Source organism: Massilia agri, from assembly GCF_024753255.1.
GTDB classification, from domain to species: domain Bacteria; phylum Pseudomonadota; class Gammaproteobacteria; order Burkholderiales; family Burkholderiaceae_D; genus Telluria; species Telluria agri.
Genome location: NZ_JANUHA010000006.1, coordinates 260,162 through 280,179, shown reverse-complemented (window position 1 = coordinate 280,179; position 20,018 = coordinate 260,162). Strand labels below are relative to the sequence as shown.

The 20,018-nt window shown below is 68.3% G+C and carries 17 protein-coding genes; 9 read left to right on the top strand and 8 right to left on the bottom strand.

Annotated features, from left to right (window positions below; translation table 11 throughout):
* Positions 1-35: 35 nt before the first annotated feature.
* From NX780_RS11635 to NX780_RS11625, 3 genes are all read left to right on the top strand, one after another.
* The gene (locus tag NX780_RS11635) at positions 36-1,124 is read left to right on the top strand and encodes a uroporphyrinogen decarboxylase/cobalamine-independent methonine synthase family protein (protein WP_258828019.1); all 1,089 of its coding nucleotides are present in this window, start codon (positions 36-38) and stop codon (positions 1,122-1,124) included.
* The gene (locus NX780_RS11630; RefSeq protein ID WP_258828018.1) at positions 1,121-4,153 is read left to right on the top strand and encodes a hybrid sensor histidine kinase/response regulator; all 3,033 of its coding nucleotides are present in this window, start codon (positions 1,121-1,123) and stop codon (positions 4,151-4,153) included. Before NX780_RS11635 ends, NX780_RS11630 begins: the two co-directional genes overlap by 4 nt.
* Positions 4,154-4,280: 127 nt before the next feature.
* Positions 4,281-5,285, top strand: a complete 1,005-nt coding sequence (locus NX780_RS11625; protein WP_258828017.1) for a GGDEF domain-containing response regulator — start codon at positions 4,281-4,283, stop codon at positions 5,283-5,285.
* A 157-nt stretch (positions 5,286-5,442) separates the two neighbouring features.
* On the opposite strand, the gene NX780_RS11620 is transcribed toward NX780_RS11625, so the two are convergent.
* Positions 5,443-5,892, bottom strand: a complete 450-nt coding sequence (locus NX780_RS11620; protein WP_258828016.1) for a hypothetical protein — start codon at positions 5,890-5,892, stop codon at positions 5,443-5,445.
* A gap of 261 nt (positions 5,893-6,153) precedes the next feature.
* Between NX780_RS11620 and NX780_RS11615 the strand changes: the two genes are divergently transcribed.
* Entirely contained in the window at positions 6,154-7,776 is a 1,623-nt protein-coding gene (locus NX780_RS11615; RefSeq protein WP_258828015.1) for an ATP-binding response regulator, read from the top strand.
* 147 nt (positions 7,777-7,923) lie between these two features.
* Here the strand turns inward: NX780_RS11615 and NX780_RS11610 are convergent, their stop codons facing one another.
* Positions 7,924-8,379, bottom strand: coding sequence for a hemerythrin domain-containing protein (locus NX780_RS11610; protein ID WP_258828014.1), 456 nt, complete (start codon positions 8,377-8,379; stop codon positions 7,924-7,926).
* Positions 8,380-8,569: 190 nt separating this feature from the next.
* On the opposite strand from NX780_RS11610, the gene NX780_RS11605 reads away from it, so the two are divergent.
* Positions 8,570-9,280: a sensor histidine kinase gene (locus tag NX780_RS11605; protein ID WP_258828013.1), complete on the top strand. Its 711-nt coding sequence runs from the start codon at positions 8,570-8,572 to the stop codon at positions 9,278-9,280.
* An 18-nt stretch (positions 9,281-9,298) separates the two neighbouring features.
* On the opposite strand, the gene NX780_RS11600 is transcribed toward NX780_RS11605, so the two are convergent.
* Positions 9,299-10,600, bottom strand: coding sequence for an NAD(P)/FAD-dependent oxidoreductase (locus NX780_RS11600; protein WP_258828012.1), 1,302 nt, complete (start codon positions 10,598-10,600; stop codon positions 9,299-9,301).
* Positions 10,601-10,773: 173 nt separating this feature from the next.
* Between NX780_RS11600 and NX780_RS11595 the strand changes: the two genes are divergently transcribed.
* Positions 10,774-11,757: an aldo/keto reductase gene (locus NX780_RS11595; protein ID WP_258828011.1), complete on the top strand. Its 984-nt coding sequence runs from the start codon at positions 10,774-10,776 to the stop codon at positions 11,755-11,757.
* Here NX780_RS11595 and NX780_RS11590 read toward each other — a convergent pair whose 3' ends face one another.
* The 4 genes from NX780_RS11590 to NX780_RS11575 all read right to left on the bottom strand — a co-directional run bounded on the left by NX780_RS11590 (position 11,758) and on the right by NX780_RS11575 (position 14,827).
* Positions 11,758-12,144, bottom strand: a complete 387-nt coding sequence (locus NX780_RS11590) for a VOC family protein (protein WP_258828010.1) — start codon at positions 12,142-12,144, stop codon at positions 11,758-11,760.
* Positions 12,145-12,219: 75 nt separating this feature from the next.
* A complete protein-coding gene (locus NX780_RS11585; protein WP_258828009.1) occupies positions 12,220-12,684 on the bottom strand; it encodes a hypothetical protein in 465 nt (154 codons plus the stop codon).
* 102 nt (positions 12,685-12,786) lie between these two features.
* Positions 12,787-13,557 (bottom strand): LytR/AlgR family response regulator transcription factor, encoded by a 771-nt coding sequence (locus NX780_RS11580; protein WP_258828008.1) that lies wholly within the window; start codon positions 13,555-13,557, stop codon positions 12,787-12,789.
* Positions 13,550-14,827, bottom strand: coding sequence for a sensor histidine kinase (locus NX780_RS11575; RefSeq protein WP_258828007.1), 1,278 nt, complete (start codon positions 14,825-14,827; stop codon positions 13,550-13,552). The genes NX780_RS11580 and NX780_RS11575 overlap by 8 nt, the downstream gene beginning before the upstream one ends.
* A gap of 220 nt (positions 14,828-15,047) precedes the next feature.
* Between NX780_RS11575 and NX780_RS11570 the strand changes: the two genes are divergently transcribed.
* The 3 genes from NX780_RS11570 to NX780_RS11560 all read left to right on the top strand — a co-directional run bounded on the left by NX780_RS11570 (position 15,048) and on the right by NX780_RS11560 (position 17,236).
* Positions 15,048-15,734, top strand: coding sequence for a hypothetical protein (locus tag NX780_RS11570; RefSeq protein ID WP_258828006.1), 687 nt, complete (start codon positions 15,048-15,050; stop codon positions 15,732-15,734).
* 66 nt (positions 15,735-15,800) lie between these two features.
* Positions 15,801-15,923, top strand: a complete 123-nt coding sequence (locus NX780_RS11565) for a hypothetical protein (RefSeq protein ID WP_258828005.1) — start codon at positions 15,801-15,803, stop codon at positions 15,921-15,923.
* A gap of 65 nt (positions 15,924-15,988) precedes the next feature.
* The gene (locus tag NX780_RS11560) at positions 15,989-17,236 is read left to right on the top strand and encodes a DEAD/DEAH box helicase (protein ID WP_258828004.1); all 1,248 of its coding nucleotides are present in this window, start codon (positions 15,989-15,991) and stop codon (positions 17,234-17,236) included.
* A 39-nt stretch (positions 17,237-17,275) separates the two neighbouring features.
* Here the strand turns inward: NX780_RS11560 and NX780_RS11555 are convergent, their stop codons facing one another.
* Complete coding sequence (locus NX780_RS11555) at positions 17,276-19,954, bottom strand: bifunctional acetate--CoA ligase family protein/GNAT family N-acetyltransferase (RefSeq protein WP_258828003.1); 2,679 nt, start codon at positions 19,952-19,954, stop codon at positions 17,276-17,278.
* Between the last annotated feature and the right edge of the window lie 64 nt (positions 19,955-20,018).

Here is a 20,018-nt window from a genome sequence, read left to right as displayed (position 1 = left end):
CGGCGCGGCGCACCGCATTCCCAGCCCAGCCAGCGATGATGATCCCGACCGAAGCCATCGGCAGCATCCCCCGCCCGCCCGAACTGGTCGCCGCCGTGCGCGCCGGCCTCGACGCGCGCGCGCTTGCGCCGCTGCTCGACGAAGCGGTGCGCGCCACCGTGGCCGCCCTGGAAGCGACCGGTGCGCCGGTGGTCTGCGACGGCGAGCAGGGCAAGCTGGAGAACTTCTGGAGCTACCCGGTCCACGGCGCCCCGAATGCGGCGCCGGACGGCTTTCGCATCCCGGCGAAACTGTCCTCGGACGACGCCGCCCGCCACCGCATGCCGCGCCTCACAGCCGGGCCTTTCCGCTACCAGTGCTATGCGGACAGCTTCCTGGTCGCCGCACGCCGCCACGCCACCAGGCCGCTCAAGCAGGCCGTGATCTCCCCGTCGGCCCTGTCCCTGATGTATCCGCCCGACGGCATCCCCGGCTACCCGCGCGAGCAGTTCCTGGAAGACCTCGTGCGCGAGCACGAGACCGAGATCCGGCGCTGCCTGGCCGCCGGCGCGCACAAGGTGCAGGTCGATTTCGCCGAAGGTCCGCTGGCGATGCGGCTCGACCCCAGCGGTGCCCTGCTGGCCAGCTTCGTCCACCTGAACAACCTGGCCCTGCGGCGCTTTTCCGGCGCCGATCGGGCCCGGATCGGCCTGCACGTCTCGCCGCTGGGCATCCAGCCGCCCGGCGGCATCGATGACGCGCAGGAGGGCGAGGTCGACTACGCCGAACTGCTGCCGGCCCTGTTCGAGATCCGCGCCGGCAGCGTCTACATCGCCATGGCCGGCCAGCCCGACCCCGAGCGCGTGCTGCGCATCGCGCGCGACTACGCGCGGCCCGAGCAGCGGGTGTTCGTCGGCGTGACCAACCCGGCCGAGCCGCGGGTCGAAAGCGCGCGCCAGGTGGCCGACCGCCTGCTGCTGGCGGCCGAATACCTGGGCATCGGGCGCCTCGGCAGCACCGACGACAGCGGCTTCGCGCCCTTCTACGACGACACCCGCATCTCGCGCGACACCGCCTTCGCCAAGATCCGGGCGCGGGTCGAGGGCACGGTCCTCGCGCGCAGCATCCTGGAGCAGGCCGCATGAGCGACGAACACGAGCTCGAGATGATGCGCTCCGCCGCACTGCGCAATGCCCAGAGCGTGCTGGCCGCGCGCCAGCGCGCCGAGGAAGAGCTGATCGCCGCCCAGGACGCGCTGCGCCGCGCCAGCGAGCGCATGGAGAACATGCTCGAGAGCCTGTCCGACGGCTTCTGCGCGGTCGACCGCGACTGGCGCATCACCTATATCAACGGGCGCGCCCTGCAGATGATCGCCCCGCTCGACAAGAGCCGCGCGGGCCTGGTCGGGCGTAATCTGTGGGACGAGTTCGAGGACCTGCACGGCACCTCGGTGGCACAGGACTGCCTGCGTGCGATGCAGCAGCGCGAGACCGTGGTGCGCGACTTCTACTACCGGCGCCTCGGCTGCTGGCTGGAGATGCGCCTGCATCCCTCGCCCGACGGCCTGACCCTCTACTTCCAGGACATCACTCAGAGGAAGCTCGACCAGCAGGCCCTGGTCGAGAACAACAACCGCCTGCAGGTGGCGCTGGCGGCCGGGCGCCTGGGCGACTGGCGCTGGGACGCCGCCACCGACCGGGTGCTGCTGGGGCCGCGCGCGGCCGGCATCCTCGGCCTGCCGGCCGACACCCCGCTGCCCTGGCCGCAGCTGCGCGCCCGCCTGCACCCCGAGCACCGCCTGCAGGTACGCCGCGCCGTGTTGAAGGCCTTCAAGGCGCGGGCCGACCTGAACATCGAGTGCCGTCTCTCGCCCGATGCGCCCGGCCAGCAGGAAGCGCGCTGGGTGGCCCTGGTGGGCCGCCCCGACTATGCCGGCGCCCAGGATCTGCTGGCCGGCATGACCGGCGTGGTGCAGGACATCAGCGGGAGGAAAAGCGCCGAGGACACCCTGCGCCAGAGCGAGGAACTGCTGCGCGCCCTGGCCAATACCATCCCGCAGCTGGCCTGGATGGCGGGCGCCGACGGCGCCATCGTCTGGTTCAACGACCGCTGGTATGCCTATACGGGGCGCACGCCCGAGCAGAGCGTGGGCTGGGGTTGGCAGGACGCGGTGGCGCCCGACGCGCTGGCCCGGCTCGACCAGCGCTGGCGCGAGACCGTCCGGCGCGGCGAACCCTTCGAGATGGAATACCCCCTGCGCGGCGCCGACGGCCAGTACCGCTGGTACCTGACCCGGGTGAGCGCGGTGCGCGACCGCCATGGCCGGGTCCAGCGCTGGTTCGGCACCAATACCGACGTCGACGACGTCAAGCGCACCGAGCAGGCGCTGCGCGACGAATCCCACGTGCTCGAACTGCTCAACAGCACCGGCAGCATCCTGGCGTCGACCCGCGACCTGCGCTCGCTGCTGCGCGCCGCCACCGAGGCGGCCCTCGGCATCAGCGGGGCGCGCTTCGGGGCCTTCTACCACGTCGCCGAGGAAGGCGAAGGCACCCTGTTCTCGACCACGGCGCCCGGCGGCGAGGCCATGGCCCGGTTCACCCAACTGCCGCTGGCCGAGGCCCTCGCGCGCTTCGGCCCGGCCCTGCAGGCGCGGCGCACGCTGCGCGCGGCCGACCTTGCCCTGGCGCCGGCGCTGGCGGGACCCGGACTGCCCTTCTGGCCGGTCGCCAGTTTCATGGCGGTGCCCGTGCTGGCGCCGTCCGGCGAGCTGCTCGGCGCCATGCTCTTCGGCCACCCGGACGCGGACGTGTTCAGCGAACGCAGCGAGCGCATCGTCACCGGCATTGCGGCCCAGGCCGCGATCGCGGTCGACAATGCCCGCCTCTACGAGGCCACCGCGCGCGCCGCCGAGGAGCGCAAGGTGCTGCTCGAGAACGAGCGCGAGGCGCGCGCCGAGGCCGAGCGCAGCAGCCAGATGAAGGACGAGTTCCTGGCCACCCTCTCGCACGAGCTGCGCACCCCGCTCTCGGCCATCCTCGGCTGGTCGCAGGTGCTGCGGCGCGGCAGCCGCGACGGCGCCGACCTGCAGCGCGGCCTCTCGACCATCGAGCGCAATGCGCGCGCCCAGGCCCAGCTGATCGAGGACCTGCTCGACATGAGCCGCATCACCTCGGGCAAGGTGCTGCTCGACATGCAGACCATCAACCCCGCCGCCTTCATCGACGCCGCCATCGAGACGGTGCGGCCGGCGGCCGACGCCAAGCACATCGTGCTCGAGAAGCGCTACGACCCGCAGGCCGGCGGCCTGCTGGTGGCCGGCGACAGCGGCCGCCTCCAGCAGGTGATCTGGAACCTGCTGTCGAACGCGATCAAGTTCACGCCGCGCGAGGGGATGGTGGCGGTCGAGATCGCGCTGCGCGAGCTCGAGGGCGCCGACACGGTCGCGATCACGGTGCGCGACAACGGCGCCGGCATCCGGCCCGAATTCATCACCCACGTGTTCGAGCGCTTCCGCCAGGAAGACGCGTCCATGACGCGCCGCCATGGCGGCCTGGGCCTTGGCCTGTCGATCGTCAAGCACCTGGTCGAACAGCATGGCGGCACGGTCCATGCGGAGAGTCCGGGCGAGGGCCAGGGGTCGAGCTTCACGATCGAGCTGCCGCGCGCACGGGCGCCGGCGGGACGCGCCGAGCGTACCCTTCCCGCGCCCGCGCAGGCCGAGCCGGAGCCCCAGGAAGCGGCGCCGCACGACCTCGCCGGCCTCACGGTGCTGGTGGTCGACGATGCGCGCGACGGCCGCGAGCTGATTGCGCGTATCCTGACGGATTGTCACGCCCGGGTGCGGGTGGCGGCTAGCGCGCGCGAAGCCTTCGACGCCTTGCGCGCCCACCGGCCCGACGTATTGATCAGCGACCTGGGCATGCCGGAATTCGACGGATTCGAGCTGATCGGCTGGGTGCGGGCGCTGCCGCGCGAAGCCGGCGGCCAGCTGCCGGCCATCGCCCTGACGGCTTTTGCCCGCCCGGAAGACCGCCTCAAGGCGCTGGAAGCGGGTTTTTCGACCCATATTTCGAAGCCGGTCGAGCCGGGCGAACTGATTGCGGCGGTGGCGTCGGTGGCCGGGCCGACGGTGCGCCGGGCCGCCGGGAATACGCGCGCACACGGTCCTTGACGCTCCTACCCGGACACGCGGCGCTGTCCTACAAGAAATTTTGTAGGGTTTGCTAGACTATGAAGAGATGGGATGCGCCTATTCCGATGGGAAATGCGGCGATCCCCCCAGAGTAGAAGAGACGAGCATGCCGAGCAGACAAGACATTTTGAACGCGAAGATCCTGGTGGTGGACGACTCGCCCGACAATATCGAGCTGATGGAAGAGATATTGCGCGAGGAAGGCTACACCTGTGTCAGTTCGACGATGCTGCCGGAGCAGGTCTGTCCCTTGCACCGGGAGCACAACTACGACCTGATCCTGCTCGACCTGCAGATGCCCGGCCTGAACGGCTTCCAGGTCATGAAGGGCCTGAAGGAAATCGAACAGGGCGGCTACCTGCCGGTCCTGGCCCTGACCGCCCAGCCCAGCTTCAAGATCGCCGCCCTGGAAGCGGGCGCGCGCGACTTCATCAGCAAGCCCTTCGACCTGCTGGAGGTGCACAAGCGCATCCACAACATGCTGGAAGTGCGCCTGCTCTACAAGGAACTGGCCCAGTATTCCAAGGCCCAGCAGGAACTGGCCCTGCACGACGCCCTCACCGGCCTGCCCAACCGCCGCCTGCTGGAAGACCGCATCGAAACCGCCCTCCAGCACGCCAACCGCAGCCATGCCAAGGCCGCGGTGATGTACCTCGACCTGGACGGCTTCAAGGCGATCAACGACACCTATGGCCACGCCTACGGCGACGACATCCTCAAGATGGTGTCCCAGCGCCTGCTGTCGAGCTCGCGCAAGGAAGACACGGTGGCGCGCCTCGGCGGCGATGAATTCATGGTCGTGCTGGGCGACATCCACACCCTGGCCGACGCCCAGGGCCCGGCCGCCAAGCTGGTCGAAGCCCTGTCGGAACCGTATTTCATCAACGACCTGACCCTGCGCCTGTCGACCTCGATCGGCATCAGCATCTACCCGGACGACGCCGACACGGTGGACGCCCTGATCAATATCGCCGACTACGCCCTGTACGAGGCCAAGCGCGCCGGCAAGAACCGCTTCTGCTCGCCGGCGGCGAACCGCCAGGGCGCGTCCAAGATGCCGGCCGCCCAGGCCGCCACGCCGGCCGTGGAGATGGCGGCGCCGCACCGCTGAGCCATCCTGCCTGCCACGCCCTGCTGTTGCGGGGTGTCCGGCTTCACCCCTGAACATGTGTTGCCCGCGGCCTTGACGCCGCACGCTCTACGGAAAACGGGCCACCGGCAGCTTGCGCCACCGGTGGCCCGTTTTCTTGAAACCGGAAACCCGAGGCTCAGCGGTTGCCGCCTTCGCCCTTCTGCAGGTAGCCGGTACGAATCGCCGCCGTGCCCAGCGCCTCCTCGTTGTGCGCCTCGATGGCCTTGGCGTGCTGGTGGTCGGTGCTGGCGTCGACCTTGTCCGGCGCCACCTCGATGCGCGTGATGCCGGCGTCGACCGAGATCGGGTCGCTGGCCGGGAAGGTCATCTCGACGGCGTCGTCGAGCAGGCCCTCTTCCGCCTGCTGCTTCGAAGACATGCCTTCGCAGCCGGACAAGGCCTTGATGGCGATGGCATAGTTCACCACCTGCAGGTTGGCCAGATCGCCGACCGTGTGCACGCCGATGCCGGCGAAGGCCTGTGCCTGTTGTTCGTTGACACCGCACAGTGCGGTCAAGGGTGCATTGACCAGCTCGCTAAACGATTTGCCGTGGAATTGTTGATTTACGATAGAGTCGATATTCATAGGATGTCCTTTCATGTAGGCAGCCCCGTCCTTCGTGAATACGGTTGAACTGGACGATTCCACTATCGCACAAGCCCCGTGTGGCGTATGTGCGGCACCGTACATCGTCCCGTGCGCACGATTGAGTTTTTTGCTTAAGTGCACTGATTTGGGCGTGATATCATCCTTTGTTATTACGACCAATTTCTTAAACGAAACAATCTTTGCTCTGATATTCTTTGCTGAAGGCACGACCCTTTTGGCGAAAGCATCGCAACCATCGTGGCACACACCGATAAACCGAAGATCTTGGTCGTCAACGACGACGCCGCCAGCCTCCTTGCGCTGACCAGCCTGCTCGACCAGTGGGCCGACGAGAGCAATTACGCCGTCCATTCCGCCCGTTCCGGCCAGGAAGCCCTGCGCCAGGTGCTGCTGCACGATTTCGCCGTGATCCTGCTCGACGTGAACATGCCCGGCATGGACGGCTTCGAGACCGCCGAGGCGATCCACCAGCGCGCCCGCTCGGCCGACATCCCGATCATTTTCGTCACCGCCTTCCTGGCCGACGAGATCGATCGCCTGAAAGCCTACCAGCGCGGGGCCGCGGACTTCCTGTTTACCCCGGTGATCCCCCAGGTCCTGCACGCCAAGGTCTCGGTGTTCGTGGCCCTGGCCATGAAGAACGAGCAGCTCAAGCGGCAGGCCGAGAAGCTGTCCCAGCGCACCACCGAGCTGACCGCGACCAACCGCCGCCTGGTGCGCGAGATGGAAGAACGCCGCGATGCGGAACGCAAGAGCCACGCCAAGGACGAATTCCTGGCCATGCTCGGCCACGAATTGAGGAATCCCCTGTCGGCGATCAGCAGCGCATCGAGCCTCATCGGCCTGCCGGGCGCGAACAGCGAGACCGTCGGCCGCGCCAAGCAGATCATCCAGCGCCAGAGCCAGCACCTGTCGCGCATCGTCGACGACCTGCTCGACCTGTCGCGCGCGATGTCGGGCAAGATCCTCCTGGCGCGCAAACCCACCGACCTGGCCAACCTGGTCGCCGGCTGCATGGAAACCTTCCGCGCCACCGGCCGCACCGCCGGCTACCGCTTCAGCGTCGACCTCAGCCCCGGCTGGGTCGACGGCGACCCGACCCGCCTCGAGCAGATCACCTCGAACCTGCTCGACAATGCGCTCAAGTACACGCCGAGCGGCGGCAACATCGACATCCAGCTGGTCCAGGAAGGCGGGGACGTGGTCCTGAACGTGCGCGACAACGGCGTCGGCATCCCGGCCGAGCTGCTGCCCCAGGTCTTCGACGTCTTCGTGCAGGGCGCGATCTCGATCGACCGCTCCCAGGGCGGCCTGGGCATCGGCCTGTCCCTGGTGCGCCGCCTGGTGGAACTGCATGGCGGCAGCGTCAGCGCACACAGCGAAGGCAGCGGCCACGGCAGCACCTTCACGATCCGCCTGCCGCGCACCGAGCCGGCGCTCGCGACGCAGGCGCCGCAGACGACGCATGGCGACAACAGCGGCAAGCCCTCGGTCCTGCTCATCGAAGACAATGAAGACGGCCGCGAGATGATGGCGACCATGCTGGCCGCCCACGGCTTCCCGGTCGACCAGGCGGCCGACGGCCTGCAGGGCGTGGCCGCAGCAATGGCCAAGCTGCCGGCCGCGGCGCTGGTGGACATCGGCCTGCCCGGCATCGACGGCTATGAAGTGGCGCGCCGGCTGCGCATGGACCCGGCCACGCGCGGCATCCGCCTGATCGCCCTCACCGGCTACGGCCTGGCGGAAGACCAGCGGCGCGTGCTGGAAGCCGGCTTCGACCAGCACCTGGTGAAGCCGGTCAGCATGGAGCAGTTGCTGGAAGCATTGGCGCCGGCCAGCGTGCAGGCGCACGCGGCGTAAAAACCACCGCCGTACCGTAGGGTGGGCCTGGGCGGCCCCGCGAGTCCCCCGCCCACGCGTTCAAGCAGCCGGTGCACAGCCGCGCCGCGTCCCTTGAAACGGGAGTTGAACGCGCGGTCGGCAGAGCCGACCACCCTACGCAACTCCTTACTGCAGTTCAGCGGCGCGCGCCGCCATTTCTTCGCCCAGGGCCTTGAGGTCCAGCTTCAGTTCCTTCATCTTCGGGAACATTTCCTTCTCTTCTTCCTCGACGTGGTGGTCGACCAGCTCGCCCAGCACCTTCACCTTGGCGTCGTACAGGTCGTCGCCCGGGTCCATCTCCTGGATCTGGGCGATCAGGTCCTTGGCCGACGCGTGTTCGACCACGGCCTCGTCCACCATGTCCTCGGTTTCCTCGGTCGCCTCGCGCACGGCCGGATACAGGATTTCCTCTTCGATCGTGGTGTGCATGGTCAAGGCCTGGCAGATCTCGTCGGCCAGCTTCTTCTTGCTGACCTTGGCGCGGTCGGTCATGTTCTCGAACTTCTCGAACATCTCGTGCACTTCGCGGTGCTGCGCCGTGAGCAGCGTGATGGCATCCTGCGCTTTGTTTGCGGTCGTCATGGTAATACCCCCATTGTTGTTGAGTAGCGTGGCTGGCGTGCAACCAGCCCACGCCTCCAGCTTCGCCCGAAACTGCTGTGTACACCGTTCGGCAACGCACGCTGGTCCCGGCACATGGGAGATCCGCTTTGCGCGCCGCCCCATCGCCAACTGTTGTATTATTTTGGGAAACATTTAACCCGAGCCTACGATGACCGAACCGGCACATCCGCAGCCCGCACCTGGCGCGGACCGCACCGCTGACCTCGCCGAAATGCTGGGCTATCTCGCCGCCTGCTGGGACGAGGAACGCCGCCTGCTGGCGCGCCAGCTGCACGACAGCCTCGGCTCGTCGATGACGGCACTGACGATGCACCTGGCGCTCCTGACGCAGCACATCCCGGCCGATAACAAGGCGATGAGCGACCGCAGCGCGCAGATGAAGACGCTGCTTGCGAACATCATCGAGACCAACCGCAAGATGCAGCTCGAGCTGTGGAACGACAAGCTCGAGTTCCTCGGCCTCAAGGCCGCGCTGGCCGAGCTGGTGCCCGCCTGGGGCGCCGCCAACGGCGTCCAGGCCCGCGCCAGCCTGCCGGACGAGGACGGCAGCTATACGCGCACCCAGGGCGTGGTGCTGCTGCGCTGCGCCGAGGAAGGCCTGCGCAACGTGGCCGCCCACGCGCAGGCGACCGAGGTCGAGGTGGTGCTGGACGACGACGGAGACCAGGTCATGCTCACCGTGCGCGACAACGGCCGCGGCCTGCCGAAGCACGACAAGGCCCTCGAATCGAACAGCTGCCACGGCCTGCGCCTGCTGCGCGAGCGCGCCCGTTTCCTTGGTGGGACGCTCGAACTCGGCTCGGGCGAAAGCGGCGGCGCCGTGCTGCGCATGACGCTGCCGAAGACCGCCCCCGCCTGAGCCGGCCGGCCCAGGCAATCAGTGCAGCTTGACCAGCGGCGTCGCGCGCCGCACCAGGAAGCGCGCCAGCGCCAGCACGCCGGTACGCATCGTGCCCAGCACCGCGCGGTGGTGCATCAGGTGCAGGCTCGTGTACATCATGCGCGCCATCGTGCCCTGCACGAACCAGCTGGCGCCGCGCAGTGAGCCCATCAGGCTGCCCACGCTCGTGTCGCGGCCGACCGACACCAGCGAGCCGTAGTCGCGGTACTCGTAAGGCGCCGATTGCGGCGGCTCGCCCTTGGCCTTGCGCAGGAAAGTCGTGACCAGGTAGTCGGCCTGCTGGTGCGCGGCCTGGGCACGCGGCGGCACCGCATTGCCCTTGCCGTCCACGCAGGCGGCGCAGTCGCCCAGCGCATACACGTCCGGCACGCCCTTCACCGCCAGGTGGGCATCGACTTCGACCTGGCCGCCCTTGGCCGTCGGCAGGCCCAGGGTGGCCAGGAGGTCCGGCGCGCGGATCCCCGCCGCCCACACGCACAAGTTTGCCGGATAGACGTTGCCGTCCTTGTCGATCACGCGGTCCTTGTCGATCTGGGTCACGCGGCAATTGGCGACCACGCGGATGCCGCGCTTGGCGAGCAGCTCGGTCGCGGCGGCGGACACCTTTTCCGGCAACGGCGCCAGCACCCGCGGCGCGCCTTCCAGGATGGTGATGCGCACGTCGCGCCTGACGTCCAGCTGGTCGAAGCCATAGGTGACGTAGGCGCCCGAGGCTTCGCGCAGTTCGGCCGCCAGCTCCACGCCGGTGGCGCCGCCGCCGATGATGACGACGTCGAGGCCACTGCCCTTGCCTTCTTCATGATCCTGTTCGGCCGCCAGCATCAGGCGCAGCATGCGCAGGCGGAAACGCTCGGCGTCCTCGGTGGCATTGAGGGAGATCGTGTGTTCCTGCGCGCCGGGCACGCCGAAATAATTGGAGACGCTGCCGATGCCCAGCACCAGCGAGCCATACGTCAGGCGGCGCTCGGGCAGCACTTCGTCGTTCTCAAGAGCGGCGACGATGGCGCCCACGGTGATGCTGCGGTTTTGCGTGTCGAGCGCCGTCATCGGGCCGAACACGAAATTGAAGCCATTGTCGTGCGCCAGCATCTGGTAAGACAGGCCTTCCTGGTGGATGTCCAGGGTCCCGGCCGCCACCTCGTGCAGCGAAGGCTTCCAGATATGGTAGAGCCGGCTGTCCACCAGCGTCACTTTGGAAGGGCCGAGCTTGCGCCCCAGTTTGCAGGCAAGTTCCAGTCCCCCGGCCCCGCCTCCCACGATCACGATATCGCTACGCAAGCTTCACCTCCGTCATGGCGCCCGTCCGGCAATGCCAGCACATGGGCGATGTGGCAATTTTAATACGTAATCACAAGTCACGTTGCGCGGCAGCCTGTTTCGGCCTGCGCGCCGCCATTCCTCCCCGCGCGCTAGCATGCGCTGGACATGTTCAAGGAAGGAAAGGAATCCACGTGACACAGCGCTACCAACCGATCACGCGACTGGGGCTGGGCGGCACCGGTCTCGGCGACATGTACCACAAGACGAGCGAACAATCCGCGAAGGAGACGGTCGACGCGGCCTGGGAAGCGGGCATCCGCTACTTCGACACCGCGCCGCATTACGGCACGGGTCTTTCCGAGCACCGCTTCGGCCAGGCCCTGCGGCAGCGGCCGCGCAGTGAATACACCCTGTCGACCAAGGTCGGGCGCATCCTCATTCCCGACCTGGACGGCAATATCGAGCCGCCCTTCGTCTCCTCGATGCCCTACCGCCGCGTCTACGACTACAGCGCCGATGGCGCCCGCCGCTCGGTCGAGGACAGCCTGCAGCGCATGGGCCTGGGCGCCATCGACATCGTCTACGTGCACGATCTCTCGCCCGACCATTTCGGCGACCGGTTCGATCACTACTACCGGATCGCGGCCGGCCCGGGCGGCGCCTTCGAGGGCCTGGTACGGATGCGCGAGGAAGGCCTGATCAAGGCCTGGGGCCTGGGCGTGAACACGGTCGAACCCTGCCTGCGCGCCCTGCGCGATTCAAACCCGGACATCTTCCTGCTGGCGGGGCGCTACACCCTGATGGAGACCACGCCACTCGACGAACTCTTCCCCCTGGCCGAGAAAAGCGGCGCGCGCTTCGTGCTGGGCGGGCCCTTCAACTCGGGCTTCCTGGCGGGCGGCGACCACTATGACTACCAGCCGGCCAGGCCCGAACACCATGTGAGGCGCGAGCGCCTGCGCGCGGTGGCGGGACGCCACGGCGTCGACCTGGCGGCGGCCGCGCTGCAGTTCGGCGCCGCGCATCCGCTGGTCGCGGCGACGATCCCGGGTGCCAGCAGCACGCGGCACCTGGAGCGCAACGCGGCGCTGATGGATCTGCGGATACCGAAGGATTTCTGGGAGGAGCTGCGCGCCGAAGGGCTGCTGGATGCGCGCGCTCCCTTCCCGGCCTGACTACTGGCCGGGCGGCGGTTGCCAGAGCTCGACCTTGTTGCCTTCCGGGTCGAGCACCCAGCCGAACTTGCCGTATTCGGAATCCTGCACCTCGCCGACCACATTGCAGCCTTCTTCGCGCAAGACCTTGACCAGGCCCTCGACGTCGGCGACGCGGTAGTTGATCGTGAACGGTGCGCTGCTGGCCGGCGGCGGGTCTTCGCCGGGACCGGAGATGCTCCAGATCGTGGTGCCGCCGGTCGGCTTGCCCGCGTCGTCGGTCCAGCTGAAGGCGGCCCCGCCCCAGGGCTGGACATCGATGCCGAGGTGGGTCTTGTACCAGGCGCGCATGCGATCCGCGTCCTGGGCCTTGAAGAAGATGCCGCCGATACCTGTGACGCGTTTCATCCCTGCCCCCTTGTCTTGTTTTGGAGGGGCAAGTCTACACCCGGGCGCACCGGGTGTGTTGCCTTATCGACAGTCTCAGTCGTGGCCGCGGCCGTGGCCCCTGCCGTGGCCATTGCCGTGGCCGCGGTCATGGTCGCGGCCATGCCCACGGTCGTCGTGACGGTCGCGGCGGTCGTGGCGGTCATGACGGTCGTAGCCGCCATGGCGCTCGCGGTAGCGCGGCGCGTAGACGTCCGAATACCAGCGGTCCTGCACGAAGAGCACCGGCTGGCCGCAGGCGCCGTATTTGCGGCAATGCTTGCGCCAGTTCTTGCGGTGGCCCGGCGGCACGCGCAGGTAGACCGGCTGGGCGCGCGCATGGTAGTGGCGCTCGATGATGACCGGCTCGCGCACGTAGACCGGCGGCGGGCCGTAGTAGCCGTCGCCGATGTCGATGCGTCCGTAGAAGCCGGGCTGGCCGACGCTGATGCTGACATTGGTCTGGGCCAGGGCCGGAACCGATGCCGCGGCCAGGGCTGCGCAGAGGAAGAGTGCTTTCATGATGGGTCTCCGTGTGTCGTTGGCAGGACTTTACCACTGGAAACTGCCAGATTCGGTTCGCCAGGGCACACTCTTACACTCTGTGCATGGTTTCACATCTGCTTACATATTCTTGAACAAGGTCATGAAGGGCTGGCTGACCGCCAGGGTTTCCGGCCGGTTCTTCAGGCGCAGGGTGCCGCGCCCGCTCTCGTCGCGGGTCACCCCGGCGACGCAGCGCAGGTTGACGATCGTCGAGCGGTGGATCTGCTTGAACATGGCCGGGTCCAGCACCTCGAGCAGGTCGCGGATCGGCTTTCTCAGCAGCGCCTCGCCGTCCGCCGTCATCACCACCGTGTACTTGCTGTCGGACTGGAAGTAGGCCACGTCGTCGACCATGATCAGGCGCGTCTCCTGGCCGCGGCTGGCGGTCAGCCAGACCAGGGGCGGCGTCTTCGGCTGCGGCGCCGCCACGGACTGCAGCTGTTGCAGCAGGCTTTGCAGCTGGCGGATGTCCTGGCCGCCGCGCGCCAGGCGCTCGCGCAGCCGCCCCACCGTCCCCGCCAGGCGCTCGCGCGCCACGGGTTTCAGCAGGTAGTCCACGGCGCCGCGCTCGAAGGCGTCGATCGCGTACTGGTCGTAGGCGGTCACGAACACGACCTCGGTCTTCATTCCCGCGTCCAGCATGCTCGACGCCACTTCCAGGCCGGACAGGCCCGGCATGCGGATGTCGAGGAAGGCCACTTCAGGCTGGCAAGCCGCGATGGCCTCCAGCGCGCTGCCGCCGTCCTCGCAGGCGGCGACGATCTCGAGTTCCGGCCACACCTGGCCCAGCAGCTGGACCAGCGATTCGCGCAGCAGCGCTTCGTCTTCGGCGATCACACATTTAGGCATGATGGACTCCTGCTTGCACGGTGTTCGGGACGGTGATGGTGGCCGCCACCCCGCTCGGGAAGTTGGCCACGATCGAGAAGCTGGCCGCGCTGCCGTAGGCCAGGCGCAGGCGTTCGCGGACGTTGCGCAGGCCGACCCCGGTACCGCCGCCCTCGGCGGTGAAACCGCGGCCGTCGTCGGCCACCGTCACGGCCACCGCCGAATGTTCCAACTGAGCCACCTGGCGCGCCAGGATCCACACGGTGCCGCCGCCGGGTTTCGGTTCGAGGCCGTGCTTGATCGCGTTCTCGACCAGGGTCTGCAGCATCATGGTCGGGAACAGCACGCCGCGCAGGGCATCGGGAATGTCGACCTGCAGCTGCAGGCGCGGGCCCATGCGGATCTTGAGGATGTCGAGGTAGGCCTGGGCGCGCTCGAGTTCCTCGCCGATGGTCGAGGGGGCGTCCTCGGTGCGCGGCAGCGAATGGCGCAGGTACTGGATCAGGTTGCCCAGCATCTCGTCGGCGCGCGCCGGGTCGCTGCGGGTCAGCACCTGGGCGCTGGCCAGGGTGTTGTAGAGGAAGTGGGGCTCGACCTGGGCGTGCAGCAGGTTCAGCTTGGCCACCGTGAGTTCCTTCTCGGTGGCGGTCTGGCGTACCTTGGCCGCCTCGCCGCGGCGGCGCTCGGCCACGCGGCGGGTGATGGCGCGAGCGATGGCTTCGGCGTTCTCGAGGTTGGTGCCGTGGTCGACCAGGAACAGGTCGGTCCAGGCCGCGCCTTCGGGCTCGCAGATCAGGGTCACGCTGCCGGCGTCGTCGCCGTTGGGCGTGACGGTGGCCAGGATCTGGTTGCGGCGGGCACCAAAATGATCGAGCGCCCAGTGCGAGGACTGGCTGCGCCCGCCGTAGGGGTCGATGCGGGTGACCTTGGCGCGCACCTGCAGGCTGTCGCGGGCCGAGTCGACGATCTCGGCGCCCGGCAGTTCACGGATGGCGGCATCGATCAGGTCGAAGGCTTCGCCGGCCTCGAAGGGGATTTCGATCTGGCGGCGCTGGCGGTTCGACAGCGTGGTGCTGTTGAGGGCGCCGGCGATCAGGCGCACACGGCGGATGTGCGAGAACACGCCGGAGGCGATCCAGGTGCCGAGCAGCAGGGCCACGAAGGCGAAGTAGCCGCCGGGGTCACGATCGAGCGGCTCGAAAATGGTCTCGTTGATGAGGATGCACAGGAACAGGTAGCTCAGCAGCCATGCGGCGAGCAGCCGGATAAGGTGGAACAGGCTTGCAATCATGATCGTCTCTCAAGGGTCAGGGCAGCGCCAGATTAGTCCTGGTCTTCATTGCCGGGTGACATTATGCGACGGAGCCGGGATAGTGGCGACGAAACCGGGGGCAAGGAGGACAGAAAAACCGTTGCGCCCGCCCCTCACATTCGAGAGAGCCGCTCGCCCGGGGGAGCCGGCAGCCGCTACAATCGCAGGTTGACCGCAACCAGAAAAGGTTTTATCCAGCATGGCAAGCAAGCACATCGTATTCTCATTCGCCGCATTCGCAGCGTTCGCGGCAGCTTCCGCCGCCCAGGCCCAGGTCGGCGCCGCCGTCACCGCGGACATCGGCACCACCGGCCTCGGCCTGCACCTCGTGGTCCCGATGGAGACCACCCTGAACGGCCGCTTCGGCATCAACTACTTCAAGCACGACTTCGACAAGCGCTCGGGCCAGGTCGACTACAAGCTGGACGGCAAGCTGATGACCTTCGACGCCCTGTTCGACTGGTACCTGATTTCGAACAGCAACTTCCGCCTGACGGGCGGCCTGATGTACAACGGCAGCCGCTTCGACGCGCTCGGCAAGCCGGCCGCCGACGGCAAGTTCACCTTCAACGGCAAGACCTATACCGCGGCCGACGTCGGCACCCTGCGCGGCGAAGTGCGCTTCCGCCGCGCCGCGCCTTACCTGGGCATCGGCTGGGGCAATGCCCTGACGCCCAACAAGCGCTGGAACTTCCAGACCGACCTCGGCGTCTACCACCAGGGCAAGGCGCAGGTGAAACTCGGTTCCTGGGGCTGCACCACCTCCGCCACCGTGTGCAACGCCCTCGTGCGCGACCTCGACGTCGAGGAAGTGCGCCTCACCGACGAGGTCTCCGACTACAAGCTCTACCCGGTGCTGCGCGCCAGCGTCTCGTACAGCTTCTGATAGCGTTTTTATATGCATTCGGGCGCGCTACTGGCGTATGATGGAGGCTCATCTCGAGGAGCCATCATGCACCCGCGCCGCGCCCTGATTCCCATGCTCGTCCTTGCCGTGCTGGCACTCAGCGGCTGCAAGGACCAGCGCGAACCCGTCAAGCCGATCGTCGACCTGTCCATCGTTTTGGCGAACTGAAGATTCGCCATGCCGGCGTTGGCTGGTAAACTGCGGCCTGTTCATTTATCCGCCGCAGCTACTCCATGACCTTTGCCTCCCTGGGACTGATCGACCCGATCGTCCAGACCCTCGTTTCGCTCGACTACACCACCCCGACCGCCGTCCAGGAACAGGCGATCCCCGCCGTGCTCGCCGGCAAGGACGTGATGGCCGCCGCCCAGACCGGCACCGGCAAGACCGCCGGCTTTGCCCTGCCCCTCCTGCAACGCCTCGTCAAGAAGACCTCGAAGGTCAGCCCGAACTCGGCGCGCGCGCTGGTGCTGGTGCCGACCCGCGAGCTGGCCGAGCAGGTGCACGAGAGCTTCAAGGCCTACGGCGCCGGGCTGCTGCTCCGCACCATGGTGGCCTACGGCGGCGTCAGCATCAATCCGCAGATGATGAACCTGCGCAAAGGGGTGGACGTGCTGGTCGCCACGCCGGGACGCCTGCTCGACCTGCACCGCCAGAACGCGGTGACCTTCGGCGAGGTGCAGACCCTGGTGCTCGACGAGGCCGACCGCATGCTCGACCTCGGCTTCTCGAAGGAGCTCGACCAGGTCTTCGCGGCCCTGCCGAAGAAGCGCCAGACCCTGCTGTTCTCGGCCACCTTCTCCGACCAGATCCGCGCCATGGCGAATCGCCTGCTGCGCGAGCCGGTGCGCATCGAGGCGACGCCGCGCAACACCACGGCCACGGCGATCAAGCAGTGGCTGGTCCCGGTCGACAAGAAGCGCAAGTCCGAACTCTTCCTGTACCTGCTCAAGAAGCACGCCTGGCCCCAGGTGCTGGCCTTCGCCAAGACCCGCAAGGGTGTCGACGAGCTGGTCGGCCTGCTCGAGGCCAAGCGCATCAGCGCCGACGCCATCCACGGCGACAAGCCGCAGCCCGCGCGCCTGCGCGCGCTGGAGCGCTTCAAGGCGGGCGAAGTGAAGGTGCTGGTGGCAACCGACGTCGCCGCACGGGGCCTTGACATCAGCGACCTGCCGGTGGTGGTCAACGTCGACCTGCCGATCGTCGCCGAGGACTATGTGCACCGCAGCGGCCGCACCGGGCGCGCCGGCGCCTCGGGCGAAGCGGTATCGCTGGTGTGCGCGGATGAGGTCGAGCAACTGGCCGCCATCGAGGCCTTGACGCGCCAGACGCTCGAGCGCGTGGAAGAGCCGGGCTTCGAGCCGGACCACCGCGTGCCGGTGACGGAAGCGGGCGGGAAGATCGTCAAGAAGCCGAAGAAGCCCAAGAAGCCGAAGGGCGACGCGAAAGTGGTGCAGGAAGACGTGCGCTTCCGACGCTGAAATATTCTTTCATCCCGGCGCCTGTGGTGAAAGAATATTTCATCTGAGGACGAGGCGCATCTCGCGCATGCCCTCCTCGTCCTTCGTCCTCACCGTGAACCCGAGCTTCCTGACCATGCCGGTGATGCGCGAATTCTGCGGCAGCGCCTCGCCCACGATCTCGCGGGTGCCGCGCGAACGGCAGTAGTCGATCAGCTTTTGCATCATGATCTTCCCGAGTCCCATACCCTTCAGGTCCGAACGCACCGTCACCGCGAATTCGGCCGTGATGTTGTCCGGGTCCGCCACCACGCGGCCCACCGCCAGGGTCTCGGCCACGCCCGCGCTGTTCTTCCGGGTGGCGATGAAGGCCATCTCGCGGTCGTAGTCGATCTGGGTGAAGCGCGCCAGCTGCGAAGGCTGCAATTCACGAATGCGCACGAACATCCGGTAGCGCACGTCGTCGGGCGTGAGCGCATCGAAGAAGGCCAGGTGGGCCGGGCCGTCCTCGGGCCGGATCGGGCGCAGCAGCAAGGGCCCGCCGTTCCAGTCGATGGTCTCTTCCAGTTCGCGCGGATAGGGGCGGATGGCGAGGCGGTCCAGGGTGCTGCCCGAGCGGTCGGCCAGGGCCAGGCGCATGCGCGCGTCCAGCACCACCGCACCGCGGCTGTCGGCCAGCAGCGGGTTCAGGTCCAGTTCCACGATCTCCGGAATGTCCGAGACCATGCGCGAGACCTGCACCAGCGAGGCGAGCAGCGCGTCCATGTTCACCGCCGGCCGTCCGCGGTAGCCCGCCAGCAGCCTGGCGACCCGCGTGCGGTCCACCAGGTCGCGCGCCAGCACCAGGTTCAGCGGCGGCAGGCCGACCGAATGGTCGTCCGTGACTTCCACCGCCACCCCGCCCTGGCCGAACACGATCACCGGGCCGAACACGGGGTCGAGGGCGGCGCCGACGATTAGCTCGTGGGCGTGGGTGCTGCGCGCCATGGCCTGCACCGAATAGCCCTCGAACTTCGCCTGCGGGAACAGCTCCTCCAGGCGCCGGCGCATGCGCTGGGCCGCCGCGCGCACGGCCTCAGGACTGTCCAGGTCGAGGGTCACGCCGCCGAAGTCCGACTTGTGCATCACGTCGGGCGTAAGGATCTTGACCGCCACCGGGTAGCCGATGCGCTCGCTGGCCGCCACCGCCTCGTCGATGGTGGATGCGCTGCGCGTCTCGACCACCGCCAGCCCGTAGGTGCGCAGGATGGACTTGGTTTCGGGGTCCGAGAGCAGGTAGCGTTTGGCGGCGATCGCTTCGCGCACCAGGGCGCGCGCCGCCGCGCGGTCCGGCGCCACCGTGCCGGCCATCGAAGGCGGCACTTCCATCAGGAGGTTCTGGTTGCGGCGGTACTGCACCAGTTGCAGGAAGCCCGCCACCGCGTCTTCCGGCGTGCGGAAGGCCGGCAGGCGGGCACCCGATGCGATCGCCCGCGCCTCGCGCACCGCTTCCCCGCCCAGCCAGCACGAGAGCAGGGTCTTGGAGGCCGTCTTGACCAGCGGCGCGATGGCGTCGGCCACGTCGCGGCTGGCGACCGTGGCGGTGGGCGACTGGATCGCCAGCACCGCGTCGACGCCCGGATCCTGCAGCAGCAGCTCGAGGGTCTGACGGTACAGCTCGGGCGAGGCGGCGTTGCGCAGGTTCACCACGTTCCCGCGCCGCCAGCCAGGCGCCAGCAGCGCATCGAGCTTCTCGTTGGTGGCGGCGGAAAACGCGGCCTCGACCCCTTTGCCGTAGGCCAGCGCGTCGCGCGCCAGTACGCCCGGCCCCGCGCCATTGCTGACGATGGCCAGGCGCTCGCCGTGCAGCGGACGCGCATAGGCCAGGGTCTCGGCCGCCGAGAACAGCTGCTCGGTGGTGGTCACGCGCAGCATGCCGGCGCGCCGGATCGCGGCGTCGAACACGTCGTCGCTGCCGGCCAGGGCTCCGCTCTCGCTGGCGGCGGCGGGCGTTCCATCTTCCTCGCGTCCGGCCTTGAGCACCAGCACCGGTTTGCTGCGCGCCGCCGCCCGCGCCGCCGACATGAACTTGCGTGCATAGCGCAAGTCCTGCACATAGAGCAGGATGGCGGAGGTGCCGCCGTCGCTGGCCAGGTAGTCGAGCACGTCGCCCAGGTCCACGTCCGCCGAGTCGCCCAGCGCGATGAAGTGCGAGAAGCCGATGCCGCGCATGCGCGCCCAGTCCAGCACCCCGGACATCAGGGCGCCCGACTGCGACACGAAGGCGATCCGCCCCGGCAGCGCGCTGCTCGCCGCCACGCTCGCGTTCAGGCCGCGGCCGGGCGTGAGCAGGCCCGCGCTGTTCGGTCCCAGCAGGCGCAGGAGATAGGGGTGCGCCGCATCCAGCATCTGCTGGCGCAGGCTGCGGCCACGCCCGCTCCGCGCATCCACGCCGCTGCTGAGGACAACGGCCGCCCGGGTGCCGGCCTCGCCCAGCTGGCGCACGATGGCGGGGATGGTCGCGGGCGGCGTGCAGATCACGGCCAGGTCCGGCGCCCCGGGCAGCTCGGCCACGCCGGCGTAACAGGTCCTGCCCGCCAGGGTCTCGTACTTGGGATTCACCGGCCAGACCTGGCCCTGGTATCCGCCCGCCAGCAGGTTGTGCAGCAGGGTCGCCCCGAGGCTGCCCGGACGCTCCGACGCCCCGATCAGGGCCACCGACTTCGGCGCGAACAGGTGCTCGAGGTTGCGGACGCTCATGGTGGCCTTTCCTTGGGCTTGGGGGATGCAGGGAAGGATAGCGCCCCTTGGCAAGGCGGCGCGC